This window comes from Thalassospira sp. B30-1 (assembly GCF_015767575.1).
Classification (GTDB): Bacteria; Pseudomonadota; Alphaproteobacteria; order Rhodospirillales; family Thalassospiraceae; genus Thalassospira; species Thalassospira xiamenensis.
The window spans coordinates 263,049-275,163 of record NZ_CP065232.1 but is presented as its reverse complement, the minus strand read 5'-3'; the positions used below and the strand labels follow the sequence as shown (position 1 = coordinate 275,163).

Genomic DNA, 12,115 nt, shown 5'->3' with positions numbered 1-12,115 from the left:
AACGCACAAGATGTCTCGCCCCGGATCTGCCCCGACCCGGCATTTCGATGCCGACACCATTAGACGCGGTGCCATCGCCTGTCTGCCCCTGCTGCCCAGCACCATGATCTTTGGCGCGGTGCTTGGCGTGCTTGCCACCCAGCGCGGTCTGTCGCTGGGTGAACTTCTGTTCATGAGCCTCACGGTCTTTGCCGGATCGGCGCAATTCGTTTCGGTCGATCTGTGGCGCGAAACCATCCCCAGTGTGACGATCATTGTCGCCACTGCGGTGATCAATCTGCGCTATGTCCTGATTGGCGCGTCGCTGCGCCCGGTGTTTCGTGGCCGTCCGCTCTGGGTCAAAATCTGCGGCATGCATATGGTCGCCGATGAAAACTGGGCGGTGACCATGACCCAGGAAAACCTTGCCAATCCGGGCTTCCTGCTGGGCGGCGGGATCTTTCTTGGCGTTGTCTGGGCGGCGGGCAACACCATCGGATATCTGCTGGGCGGGGGCATACCCGACCCGAATGTCTATGCGCTTGATTTCGCCTTTACCGCGGTCTTTGCCGCACTCACGGTCGGCATGTGGAAGGGCCGGGTTGATCTTCTGCCGTGGCTGGCCGCCGCTATCGGATCTTTGATCGGGCATTACACCTTGCCCGGCACATGGTCGATCCTTGCCGGGGCCGGGGCCGGGGTGATTGTCGCCGCCCTGACATGGCGCGAGGACATGGACGATACAGCACCCGAAACTGAAATAGCAGCAGATGCTTATGGCGCCCCCGAAGGCACCTATTCGACGGAGGCCGGCAAATGATGAGTTTCCCTGATCTGACCACCTTCAGCACCGCCTCGGTCCTGACCATCCTTGGCATGGCCGCCGTGACTTACGGCATGCGCCTTGGCGGCCTTCTGATGGCCGACCGCCTGCCGCAACACGGTCGCTGGGCACATGTGCTTGAACGCCTTCCGGGTGCGGTCCTGATTTCCGTCTGGGTGCCAAGCGCCCTGTCCGCCGGGCCCATCGGCATCGCCGGTGCCGCCGCCACCGTGATTACGATGATTGTCGTGCGCAACCTGTTTGCCGCGATGGTCGCGGGCATGGTGCTTGTCGCGGCGGGGCGGTATTTCCTCGGCTGACCACACACAACAATAGACAAACAAAAAGGCCGCCCGAAATTTTCAGGGCGGCCTTTTTGCTATCCCGATTGCGTCCCGCGTCAAGCCGCAACCATATTCTGCTCACGCGTGGCTTCGAATTTCAGGTTCGGCCAATCGCGTTGCGTGGTTTCAAGATGCCAGGCATTGCGCGCGATAAACACCAGCGTTTCGTCGTGATCCTCGAACAGGGCCGACTGGTTGGCATCGCGGAATTTCTTGATTTCCAGCGGATCGCTGCCCATCACCCAGCGCGCGGCATAGGCCGGTGTCGGTTCGAAATGCACCTTGATGCCGTATTCGGCCGCGATGCGTTCTTTGAGAACCTCGAACTGAAGCTGCCCGACCACACCAACGATCCAGTCAGCCCCCATCATCGGCTTGAACACCTGTGATGCGCCTTCTTCGGCAAGCTGTTCAAGCGCGCGCTGAAGATGTTTGCCCTTCAGCGGATCATCAAGGCGCACCTTCTGCAACAATTCCGGGGCAAAGGCCGGAACACCCCGGAAACGAAGGTCTTCGCCTTCGGTCAGGGTATCGCCGATGCGCAATGTGCCGTGGTTCGGAATGCCGATGATATCGCCCGGCCAGGCTTCTTCGGCAATGTCGCGTTCATTGGCAAAGAACAGCATCGGGTTATGCACCGCCATCTGTTTGCCCGCGCGCACGTGCTTCAATTTCATGCCGCGTTTGAAATGGCCGGAACACAGGCGAATGAACGCAATGCGGTCACGATGGTTCGGGTCGATATTGGCCTGCACCTTGAACACAAAGCCCGAAACCTTTGTCTCGTTGGCCTCAACAAGCCGCGTTGCCGCTTCCTGCGGGCGCGGGGTCGGTGCGATATCGCCAAGTCCGCGCAGCAATTCACGCACACCAAAGTTATTGACCGCCGAGCCAAAGAAAACCGGCGTCAGATGCCCCTCGCGGTAGCTTTGCAAATCAAATGGCGGGCAGATTTCGCGCACCATTTCGACTTCTTCGCGCAATTTCTCCAGAAGATAATCCGGGATCAGTTCATCAAGCTTCGGATCATCAAGCCCCTTGATCGGAATGGCTTCCTTGACGACATTGCCGCCTTTTTCCATGAACAGAAGCTGATCATTGACCAGATCGTAACAGCCATGGAAATCCCGGCCCGATCCAATCGGCCATGTCACCGGCGACACATCAAGCGCAAGGTCACGTTCGATCTGATCGATCAGTTCAAAGAAATCACGTGATTCACGGTCAAGCTTGTTAACAAATGTCGTGATCGGCACATCGCGCAGGCGGCAGACCTCAAACAGCTTGCGCGTCTGGGCCTCGATCCCCTTGGCACCATCAATCACCATGACGGCGGAATCAACTGCGGTCAGAACGCGGTATGTATCTTCGGAAAAGTCTTCGTGGCCCGGCGTATCAAGCAGGTTGAAGATGTTCTTTTCAAACTCGAACGTCATGACGGCGGATGACACCGAAATACCGCGATCCTGTTCGATCTTCATGAAGTCCGAACGTGCGCCACGCTGTTCCTTTTTCGCCTTCACCGCACCGGCCATCTGAATGGCACCCCCGAAAAGCAGCAGCTTTTCAGTCAGTGTCGTTTTACCCGCATCCGGGTGGGCAATGATGGCAAAGGTACGGCGGCGCGATACCTGCTCGTCGATCGTCGGCATGGTTCATCCATTGATCATGATTTCGGGTTGGCGCGCACTGTACTGATTTTTGGCGCGCGTGCCATCCCGAAATCGTCATATCGGGCATGTGATCGGGCAATCAGCCCAACCCGATCTGGGCAAATATCCCCACCACAAACGACCCGATCAGCGCATAGGCCAGATAAAGCACGAAAATCTGGCGCTTTACCAAGGCAAAAACCGCAATCGCCGCCGGAATGGATGAAACACCCCCCGCCACCAGAAACGCCATTCCCGCCCCGGTCTGCATGCCCTGTTCCATCAGGCCCGACACCAGCGGCAGGGCCGCATAGCCATTCAGATAAGCCGGAACCCCGACAAGCGTTGCGGTCAAAATCGGCAGCATCCCGGCCCCGCCCAACAGGGCACTGATCCGGTCCGCAGGGACATAGGCCATCATCAGGCTTTCAAGCAAAAAGGCAAAAGCCAGCCATTTACCCAGAAACAGGGTGGTCGAAATCGCGGTTTTGCGAAACTTCGCAATGCGGTCCCGTTCCCGCCAGAACGCCCAGACCGGGGATTTGGGGCTGCGTATTTTTGCCCCGCCGCATCCGCCATTGCCAACACCATCGCGCAGCGGCTCTGACAGCAATCCGGCGGATGCAAGCCACATGGTCACGAAACCGCCAGACAGCCCCAGGAATATGGCCGCCCCCAGCTTGAAGATCGCAAATTCGTAGCTGATCGTCCCCGCCGTCAGAACAAACATCGCCGGATCAATCACCGGCGATGCCAGCCAGAACGCCATGACCGGTGCCAGCGGCACCCCCATGCTGAGCAACGCCGCAATCAGGGGAATGACCCCGCAGGAACAGAACGGCGACAGCGCCCCGAACGCCGCGGCGGTGAAAACCATTTTGACCGGATGCCCGGAAAAGGCCCGCGATATGATGCTGTCCGCCCCACTGGCACCGGCATAGGCAGCAATGCCGATCGACAGAAACAGAAACGGCGCGGTATCACGCAAAGAAAGTGCCGTAAATTCAAGGCTCGCCCGCAATTGCGCCGGATCAAGCAGGGCAACAAGAACAACAACAATCGCGAAGGCCACGACCACACGGTCAATCCGGAAGGCAGTCTGCCCAAGGCGTCTGAGTTGAAGGGAAATTTCGGTCATATCTATATCCCTAGAATAATAGTTATATTGAACCAAACAAAAAGAACCGCCTGTCAGGTCGTTTCCAGATTTCCGTCAGCACGGGCCGGATTTTCACCATCCAGATCAACCCCCGCACAACATTCATCCATCATGAAACCGACAACCCGTTGCATCACGTCGTAATCCGCACGGTTGATCACTTCACGCCCCTGCTTTTCCTGATGCACCAGTCCTGCCTGCACCAGCGCCCCCAGATGATGGGCAAGGGTCGATGCCGGCAATCCGATCAGCCGCCCGATATCACCAATATTAAGCCCCCCGTCGCCTGCCTTGATCAGCTGGCGATAGATTTTCAAACGGGCTTCGTGGCCCAATGCGGCGAATGCGGGTGCGATGTCTTTTTCTTTCATGGCGCCATCATAACTAAAAAACCGGTTATTTGGTATATTTTTATTATGTCCTGATAAACCATTGAAAAACATTTCGAATCTCTTTCAAGCCTAACGACGCGGCAGGTGGAAACAAAAATGTCACTTGCCATCATTTCATTATGTCAATATTTCCCGACATATGGAAATAATCACAGCAATCAGCGCCCTTGGCGCACTGGCACAGGAACACCGTCTGGCAGCATTCAGGATTCTGGTGCGCGTGGGCGAAGACGGCATGGCCGCAGGCGACCTCGCACGCAGCCTTGTGGTCCCGCACAACACCATGTCCACCCATCTGTCGGTTCTAAGCCAGGCCGGACTGATCACATCGCAACGCAACGGCCGGTCGATCATCTATCGGATCGTCCCCGATGTTATGCGTGATCTTTTGGGATTTCTTGCCGATGATTGCTGTCAGGGCCGCCCGGAACTTTGCGGTATCGCGGTTTCCGGCGAAACATCGACCTCGACCTGCTGTTGAAACGCCAAACCGGCATAACCGGACGGAGACATCATCATGACTGGCGGTACCTATAACATCCTGTTCCTGTGTCAGGGGAATTCCGCACGTTCCATCATGGCCGAGGCCATCATGAACCGTGAAGGCGCAGGGCATTTTCATGCCTATAGCGCCGGGGCACATCCGCGCGGCAATCTGCATCCCTATACAATCGACCTTCTCAAAAGTCTGGGCGATGATCCGTCTGTCTTTTCCTCCAAGCCGATGGAAGTCTATTCCGCGCAGGACGAAATCAAATTCGACTTCATCTTTACGGTCTGCGACCAGACGGCAAAGGAAAGCTGCCCGATTTTCCCCGGCTCCCCGATGACCGCCCATTGGGGCGTACCCGATCCGGCAAGTGCCACCGGAACCGAGGCCGAAATCCGCCTTGCCTTCGCCGATGCCTATCGCATGCTGCGCAACCGGATTTCAATTTTCATGAGCCTGCCTTTCGCATCCCTTGACCGGATGTCGCTGCAACAGAAGCTCGACGACATTGGCAAAACCGGAATGCCCGCGAACGAAAGCGCATAAAACGCGAAACGGTCACTAACGGCCCCCGTTAGTGACCTGATATTCAGGAGTCCTCGAAATGAGCCGCAAAATCCGTATCGGCATCAACGGCTTTGGCCGCATGGGGCGTCTTGCCTTGCGTGCAGGCTGGGGCCATCCCGGCCTTGAATTCGTCCATATCAACGAAATCAGCGGCGGGGCGAAAACCGCCGCCCACCTGCTGGAATTCGATTCCGTGCATGGGCGTTGGGATCATCCGGTAACCTGCATCGATGATACGGTTGTCATTGATGGCCAAGCCGTCCTGACCTTTTCGGAAAATGCCACACCGGGCGATACCGACTGGGTCGGGCAGGGCTGCGATATCGTTTTCGAATGTACCGGCAAATTCAAAACCCCCGAAACGCTTCAGCCCTATTTTGATCAGGGGGTGAAAAAAGTCATCGTCGCCGCCCCGGTCAAGGAAGGCGCGCTTAACATCGTTTATGGCGTCAATGACGATCTCTATGATCCGGCAATCCATCACCTTCTGACCGCGGCAAGCTGCACGACAAACTGTCTGGCCCCGGTGGTCAAGGTCATCCACGAAAACCTGGGTATCGTGCATGGTGCCATCACCACCATCCATGATGTGACCAACACCCAAACCGTGGTTGACCTGCCGCACAAGGACCTGCGCCGCGCACGGTCCAGCCTGCAATCGCTGATCCCCACCAGCACCGGCTCGGCCACCGCCATCACCATGATCTACCCGGAACTGGCCGGAAAGCTGAACGGCATTGCCGTGCGCGTGCCGCTGCTGAACGCATCCCTGACCGATTGCGTGTTCGAAGTCGCCTGCGACACCGATGTCGAAACGGTCAATAACCTGCTGCACACCGCCTCGGAAACCTATCTTGCCGGGATTCTCGGATACGAGGAACGCCCGCTGGTCAGTTGCGATTATCTGAACGATCCCAGATCTTCGATCATCGATGCCGGATCAACCATGGTGATCGACAAACGGCAGGTCAAAATATTCGCCTGGTATGACAATGAATGGGGCTATGTCTGCCGGATGGTTGATCTGGCCGCCAAAGTCGCCCAAAGCCTTTAGGATCATTTTCATGTCATCGGCCATTCGCAATTATGCCCTTGTCACATCCGCCTATTGGGGATTTACCCTGACGGACGGGGCTTTGCGCATGCTGGTTCTGCTGCATTTCAATGACCTTGGATATTCGGCCTTTGAAATCGCCCTTCTGTTTGTCCTTTATGAATGTGCCGGGGTCATCACCAATCTGGTCGGTGGCTGGCTGGCACAGGCGCGCGGGCTCCGCTTTACCCTGTTTGCCGGGCTGATCACCCAGATCGCCGCCCTTTCCGCCCTGTCCCTGACCAATGAAAACTGGCTGCCGTGGATATCGGTTGCCTATGTCATGGGCCTGCAGGCCGCATCGGGTGTCGCCAAGGACCTGACCAAAATGTCCAGCAAGTCGGCCATCAAGGTTCTGGTGCCCGAAAATGCCGACGGGGCATTGTTTCGCTGGGTGGCCCTACTGACCGGATCGAAAAACGCGCTCAAAGGGGCCGGTTTTTTCATGGGCGGTGCGCTTCTGGCCTGGCTTGGTTTTGGCGGGGCGTTGCTCGCGATGGCAACCGGGCTGACCGTCATCCTGATTGCGGTGGCCCTGTCCATCGGTCCCGAAATGGCCGCCCCGGCCAACAAACCGAAACCCAAATTCCGCGAAGTCTTCTCCAAGGATCGCAAGATCAATATCCTGTCAGCCGCCCGCATGTTCCTGTTCGGATCGCGCGATATCTGGTTTGTCGTCGGATTGCCGGTCTTTCTGGCAACCCATCTTGGCTGGGGCCATATCGAGGTCGGCACCTATATGGCGCTGTGGGTGATCGGCTATGGCTTCATCCAGACGATTGCGCCCAAAATCCTGCGCGCAGGCACCCATGCCCCGGACGGACAAAGTGCGCGCCTGTGGATTTTCGCCCTGATCATCGTGACCGCGGGCATTGCGGCCGCCGTGCAATTTGATATCTCGCCCGAAATTGCCGTTCTGGGCGGTTTGATGGTCTTCGGGCTGGTCTTTGCGGTCAATTCATCGCTGCATTCCTATCTGATCCTTGCCTATGCCGATGGTGACAGGGTCGCGATGAATGTCGGGTTCTATTACATGTCCAATGCCGTCGGGCGACTGACTGGCACCATCCTGTCGGGACTGGCCTATATGTATGGCGGTCTGGTTGGCTGTCTGGCCGTCTCGGCCGCCTTCCTTCTGATCGGCTGGATAATCAGTTTTGGCCTGCCAAAACACCAATCCGGGACGCCCGAAGCACTGCATTAGAAAAAAGTTATCTCGCAGATGCGGCATAAATCTCTGAAAAGACTCACTTTCCGATTTCATTTAAATTTAATCAGATAAAAAACAGTGACAAAACACAGGATGTAGGCGTACGATTCTGTTGTACGGTCAATAACTGGACCGCAGGAGGGGTTCCCGAGTGACGCGAGAGCACGTTGTAAAACGGAATTTTTCGCCCCCCGGATCGCAGATGCAACATGTTGCTGCGAACGGCGGTGAACCCACCCGCCACTTCCATCGCAAGATGAAAATTGAATGCGCGCCTTTCCATGATGGAATGGCGCGTTTTGCTTTATTGGCACAATTGATGAGGTGACTTATGGGTAAGCGCGCAGCACGCCGTCGTAGCCGTCCGCAACAGGCAGACACCAACGTTCACGAGCTGTTTGACGGTGACAAGTCAAACTGGCATCCCCTGAACGGTCAGGGTGACGTCCCTCAGAACGGCCAACGCGATCAAAGCTTCCGCCGCCACATTCGCCCGAAAAGCGAAAATCAGGCGGCCCTGATGGAAGCAATCGATGCCTTCAACCTCATCCTTGCACTTGGCCCGGCGGGAACCGGGAAAACCTTCATCGCTGTTTCCAAGGCCGTCGAAGCGCTGGACAAGGGCGAAATCGGCCGCATCGTTCTGGCCCGCCCCGCGGTCGAGGCTGGCGAAAATATCGGCTTCCTGCCCGGCGACGTCGAAGCCAAAATGGCCCCCTATCTTCGCCCGCTTTACGATGCACTGAATGACCGTCTCGGTGCCAAACGCCTGCGGCAGTACCTTTCGGACGGCACGATCGAAATCGCACCGATTGGCTATATGCGTGGCCGCACACTCAACAATGCCTTCGTCGTGATTGACGAGGCCCAGAACTGCACCTACGGACAGCTCAAGATGCTGGTCACCCGCCTTGGCTGGAATTCAACCATGATCCTGACCGGCGACCCGGACCAGACCGACCTTCTGCCGGAAATGTCGGGCCTGTCGGAAATGTCGGACCGTCTTGAAAATGTCGAAGACATCGCCTGCGTCAAACTGGCTGATCGGGACATCGTCCGTCATCCGCTGGTCGCCAGCATGCTGACCGTCCTTTAACCTTTCGGCACGGCAAACCAAAAGAAGAAGGCGGGTCCGTCACCGGGCCCGCCATTTTCACAGGCTTATTTCCCGTTGTTTCGGGGCATGTATAAATCCCCGCCATCACGGTATTTTTCCGCCATCGCCGCCATGCCTTCCTTCTGCACATCGGCCCGGATTTCGTGTGAAATCCGCATCGAACAGAATTTCGGCCCGCACATCGAACAGAAATGCGCGACCTTGTGCGCCTCTTTCGGCAGGGTCTGATCATGAAATGCCCGTGCGGTTTCCGGGTCCAGCGACAGGTTGAACTGATCTTCCCAGCGGAATTCAAACCGCGCACGCGAAAGCGCATCATCGCGTGCCTTCGCTGCCGGGTGACCCTTGGCAAGATCGGCGGCATGGGCAGCAATCTTATAGGTGATCACCCCGGTCTTCACATCATCCCGGTCCGGCAGGCCCAGATGTTCCTTGGGCGTCACGTAACACAGCATCGCAGTGCCGAACCAGCCGATCATCGCCGCCCCGATCCCCGATGTAATGTGATCATAGCCGGGCGCAATATCGGTGGTTAGCGGCCCCAGCGTGTAAAACGGTGCTTCGCCGCAAATCGACAATTGCTTGTCCATGTTTTCACGAATTTTATGCATCGGCACATGACCCGGCCCCTCTATCATCACCTGGCAATCGTGATCCCACGCGATGCGGGTCAGCTCGCCCAGTGTTTCCAGTTCGGCAAACTGGGCGGCATCATTGGCATCGGCAATCGATCCGGGCCGCAATCCATCGCCCAGTGAAAAGGAAACGTCATACGCCCGGCAGATGTCGCAAATCTCGGAGAAATGATCATACAGGAAACTTTCGCGATGATGATACAGGCACCATTTCGCCATGATCGACCCACCCCGCGATACGATGCCCGTCACCCGGTCCACGGTTAACGGGATGTGATGTAACCGCAATCCGGCATGGATGGTAAAATAATCCACGCCCTGTTCGGCCTGCTCGATCAATGTGTCGCGGAATATTTCCCATGTCAGGTCCTCGGCAATACCACCAACCTTTTCCAAGGCCTGATAGATCGGCACCGTCCCGATGGGCACCGGCGAATTGCGGATGATCCAGTCGCGGATATTGTGGATATTGCGCCCGGTCGACAGGTCCATCACCGTATCCGCCCCCCATCGCGTTGCCCAGACCATCTTTTCAACTTCTTCGGCCATCGATGATGTCACCGCCGAATTGCCGATATTGGCATTGATCTTGACCAAAAAATTCCGCCCGATGATCATCGGTTCGGCTTCGGGATGGTTGATATTGGCCGGGATGATCGCGCGCCCCCGTGCAATTTCTTCACGCACGAATTCGGGCGTCACATGATCGGGGATCACCGCCCCGAATGCCTCGCCATCACGCTTGGCATTGGCGCGCATTTCCGCCCGGCCCAGATTTTCACGGATCGCGACATATTCCATTTCGGCGGTAATGATCCCGGCCCGGGCATAGGCAAGCTGCGTCACTGCCCGCCCGCCAGTTGCGCGCAACGGCGCATGGCTTTGCGGAAATGCCGGAACCGCATAGCTTTCACTTTCGACAAAGCCGTTATCTTCGGGTTTGATGTCGCGCCCGGCATATCGTTCGGTATCAGCACGCGCCGCGATCCAGCTTCGGCGCAGTCGTGGCAGTCCCTTGGCAATGTCAATCGTAACATCCGGGTCGGTATAAGGCCCCGACGGATCATAAACCCTGATCGGTGGTTCGCCTGCGGTGGGATGAACCGCAATTTCACGCATCGGTACGCGAATATCGGGAAAGTGCGATCCCGTAATGTGGATTTTGCGCGATGCGGGCAACGGCCCGGTTGTAACATCGCTGGTGACATCAATACTGATATCGGTTTTGGTAGATGGAACAGACATAAAAGGCCCCTTTGCAATCAAGGCAATGGAGACCCAGTTCTGCGAGAGGCTGCTGATGAAAAATGCCGACCGGTAATGGCAAACCCGCCATGACAAACGGGGCGTACCCACAGTATCAAAACAGGTAAATATGCCGGCATCCGCACCATCCCTACGCCAGTATGAACTGGATCAGGTTCAAAGGGTCACTGCGCTGCAAAGCCAGCAGTTTCTCAGCCCCTTGTCGGGGCTCCCCAGGTGATCGATTGCAGGGTTACAAGTTATGCGGGTAATGTCAATTGGTGGAAAACACCCGAAACCTAGCGACCCGTCGCCAGCTCGCCATTTGACGCCGGAATACTGTCCTGACCGGCCTTGCGCGCCCGGCCCGTATGCCAGAATTCCGGGTCTTCGGTATAACCGCTAAACTCGTCGAGATGGATGTCTTCGGGCGGTTCGGGATGGATCGTGATATCCAGATCGGGATATTCCGCCCGGATGCTGTCCATCACCTGATGGCAGATGGTGTGCGATTCCCGCATCAGCATCCCGCCATCCATGATCAGTTCGATCTCGGCAAAGCGATGCACGCCCGATGACCGGGTGCGCAGACGGTGAATGCCGATCACGGACGCGTTTTTCATCGTCAGTTCGATGATCCTCTGGCTGTCTGATTCCGGCAATTCCTGATCCATCAGGACCGAAACCGAATTGCGCCCGACCTTGACCGCGGAATAAAGCAGGAAAAGCGCCACCATGCCGCCAATCGCCGGATCGGCCCAGTTCAGGCCGGAAAAACCGGCAACAAGGGCAACAATCACCGCCAGATTGGACAGGATGTCGCTGGTGTAATGCATCGAATCGGCGTCAACCGCCAACGACCCGGACATCCGCACCGCCTTTCGTTGCAGCAACACAAGCCCGACGGTCATGACAAGCGAGATCGACATGATCCACACGCCTTCAACCGCAAACCGGATCGGCTGTGGTTCGGCAAGCCGCGATCCGGCCTCCGCCAGAACCAGAATGGCCGCCCCGATCATGAAGGCAGACTGGAAAAGCCCCGCCAGCGGTTCGGCCTTGCCATGGCCAAAACGGTGATCGTGATCGGCCGGGCGCCATGCGCTTCGGACCGCCATGAAGTTGATCACAGACGTCCCGACATCAAGCATGCTATCAATCATCGAAGACAGAAGGCTGACGGAATCGGTCATGAACCAACCGGCGGCCTTGATGGCAATCAGCGTCGCAGCAATGACAATAGAGGCCGTGGTTGCCCGACGTGCCCATATTTCCCTTTGCGCGATGTCAATGACAGGACATTGACTCATGTTCTACAGACCCTTGGTCTTCAATTTCCGCTCGCTGATTGCGGTTTTATATCGTGAATTGGCGTAATATGTAATGACTATTGCCATACTTTGACCTTC

Annotated in this window: 12 protein-coding genes and 1 riboswitch; of the genes, 7 read left to right on the top strand and 5 right to left on the bottom strand. The window is 56.9% G+C overall.

What is annotated here, in order from left to right; translation table 11 throughout:
* Positions 1-10 precede the first annotated feature (10 nt).
* On the top strand, positions 11-799 hold the full coding sequence (locus tag IT971_RS01280) for an AzlC family ABC transporter permease (protein ID WP_007089164.1): 789 nt from the start codon (positions 11-13) through the stop codon (positions 797-799).
* Entirely contained in the window at positions 796-1,122 is a 327-nt protein-coding gene (locus tag IT971_RS01275) for an AzlD family protein (protein WP_007089165.1), read from the top strand. Before IT971_RS01280 ends, IT971_RS01275 begins: the two co-directional genes overlap by 4 nt.
* Positions 1,123-1,202: 80 nt before the next feature.
* Here IT971_RS01275 and IT971_RS01270 read toward each other — a convergent pair whose 3' ends face one another.
* The 3 genes from IT971_RS01270 to IT971_RS01260 all read right to left on the bottom strand — a co-directional run bounded on the left by IT971_RS01270 (position 1,203) and on the right by IT971_RS01260 (position 4,328).
* Positions 1,203-2,798: a peptide chain release factor 3 gene (locus IT971_RS01270; RefSeq protein ID WP_007089166.1), complete on the bottom strand. Its 1,596-nt coding sequence runs from the start codon at positions 2,796-2,798 to the stop codon at positions 1,203-1,205.
* A 100-nt stretch (positions 2,799-2,898) separates the two neighbouring features.
* Positions 2,899-3,936: a permease gene (locus tag IT971_RS01265; RefSeq protein ID WP_175494874.1), complete on the bottom strand. Its 1,038-nt coding sequence runs from the start codon at positions 3,934-3,936 to the stop codon at positions 2,899-2,901.
* A gap of 53 nt (positions 3,937-3,989) precedes the next feature.
* Complete coding sequence (locus IT971_RS01260; protein ID WP_063093712.1) at positions 3,990-4,328, bottom strand: helix-turn-helix transcriptional regulator; 339 nt, start codon at positions 4,326-4,328, stop codon at positions 3,990-3,992.
* A 160-nt stretch (positions 4,329-4,488) separates the two neighbouring features.
* Here IT971_RS01260 and IT971_RS01255 point away from each other — a divergent pair, with 160 nt between their 5' ends.
* From IT971_RS01255 to IT971_RS01235, 5 genes are all read left to right on the top strand, one after another.
* Complete coding sequence (locus IT971_RS01255; protein WP_063093710.1) at positions 4,489-4,830, top strand: helix-turn-helix transcriptional regulator; 342 nt, start codon at positions 4,489-4,491, stop codon at positions 4,828-4,830.
* 36 nt (positions 4,831-4,866) lie between these two features.
* Positions 4,867-5,385 (top strand): arsenate reductase ArsC, encoded by a 519-nt coding sequence (locus IT971_RS01250; protein WP_007089168.1) that lies wholly within the window; start codon positions 4,867-4,869, stop codon positions 5,383-5,385.
* Between the two features lie 58 nt (positions 5,386-5,443).
* Entirely contained in the window at positions 5,444-6,460 is a 1,017-nt protein-coding gene (locus IT971_RS01245; RefSeq protein WP_063093657.1) for an ArsJ-associated glyceraldehyde-3-phosphate dehydrogenase, read from the top strand.
* 10 nt (positions 6,461-6,470) lie between these two features.
* Positions 6,471-7,703, top strand: coding sequence for an organoarsenical effux MFS transporter ArsJ (gene arsJ, locus IT971_RS01240; RefSeq protein ID WP_082822616.1), 1,233 nt, complete (start codon positions 6,471-6,473; stop codon positions 7,701-7,703).
* Between the two features lie 337 nt (positions 7,704-8,040).
* The gene (locus tag IT971_RS01235; RefSeq protein WP_007089171.1) at positions 8,041-8,805 is read left to right on the top strand and encodes a PhoH family protein; all 765 of its coding nucleotides are present in this window, start codon (positions 8,041-8,043) and stop codon (positions 8,803-8,805) included.
* Positions 8,806-8,870: 65 nt separating this feature from the next.
* Here IT971_RS01235 and thiC read toward each other — a convergent pair whose 3' ends face one another.
* Together thiC and IT971_RS01225 are read right to left on the bottom strand one after the other, a co-directional pair.
* Positions 8,871-10,706, bottom strand: coding sequence for a phosphomethylpyrimidine synthase ThiC (gene thiC, locus IT971_RS01230; RefSeq protein WP_063093656.1), 1,836 nt, complete (start codon positions 10,704-10,706; stop codon positions 8,871-8,873).
* A 130-nt stretch (positions 10,707-10,836) separates the two neighbouring features.
* A riboswitch (TPP riboswitch) is annotated at positions 10,837-10,952 on the bottom strand.
* Positions 10,953-11,005: 53 nt separating this feature from the next.
* Positions 11,006-12,016 (bottom strand): cation diffusion facilitator family transporter, encoded by a 1,011-nt coding sequence (locus tag IT971_RS01225; protein ID WP_007089173.1) that lies wholly within the window; start codon positions 12,014-12,016, stop codon positions 11,006-11,008.
* Between the last annotated feature and the right edge of the window lie 99 nt (positions 12,017-12,115).

Excerpts from the sequence above, each read along its gene's own strand:
- IT971_RS01280 (WP_007089164.1), top strand. The coding sequence starts at position 11 with ATGTCTCGCCCCGGATCTGCCCCGACCCGGCATTTCGATGCCGACACC.
- IT971_RS01275 (WP_007089165.1), top strand. The coding sequence starts at position 796 with ATGATGAGTTTCCCTGATCTGACCACCTTCAGCACCGCCTCGGTCCTG.
- IT971_RS01270 (WP_007089166.1), bottom strand. The coding sequence starts at position 2,798 with ATGCCGACGATCGACGAGCAGGTATCGCGCCGCCGTACCTTTGCCATC.
- IT971_RS01265 (WP_175494874.1), bottom strand. The coding sequence starts at position 3,936 with ATGACCGAAATTTCCCTTCAACTCAGACGCCTTGGGCAGACTGCCTTC.
- IT971_RS01260 (WP_063093712.1), bottom strand. The coding sequence starts at position 4,328 with ATGAAAGAAAAAGACATCGCACCCGCATTCGCCGCATTGGGCCACGAA.
- IT971_RS01255 (WP_063093710.1), top strand. The coding sequence starts at position 4,489 with ATGGAAATAATCACAGCAATCAGCGCCCTTGGCGCACTGGCACAGGAA.
- IT971_RS01250 (WP_007089168.1), top strand. The coding sequence starts at position 4,867 with ATGACTGGCGGTACCTATAACATCCTGTTCCTGTGTCAGGGGAATTCC.
- IT971_RS01245 (WP_063093657.1), top strand. The coding sequence starts at position 5,444 with ATGAGCCGCAAAATCCGTATCGGCATCAACGGCTTTGGCCGCATGGGG.
- arsJ (WP_082822616.1), top strand. The coding sequence starts at position 6,471 with ATGTCATCGGCCATTCGCAATTATGCCCTTGTCACATCCGCCTATTGG.
- IT971_RS01235 (WP_007089171.1), top strand. The coding sequence starts at position 8,041 with ATGGGTAAGCGCGCAGCACGCCGTCGTAGCCGTCCGCAACAGGCAGAC.
- thiC (WP_063093656.1), bottom strand. The coding sequence starts at position 10,706 with ATGTCTGTTCCATCTACCAAAACCGATATCAGTATTGATGTCACCAGC.
- IT971_RS01225 (WP_007089173.1), bottom strand. The coding sequence starts at position 12,016 with ATGAGTCAATGTCCTGTCATTGACATCGCGCAAAGGGAAATATGGGCA.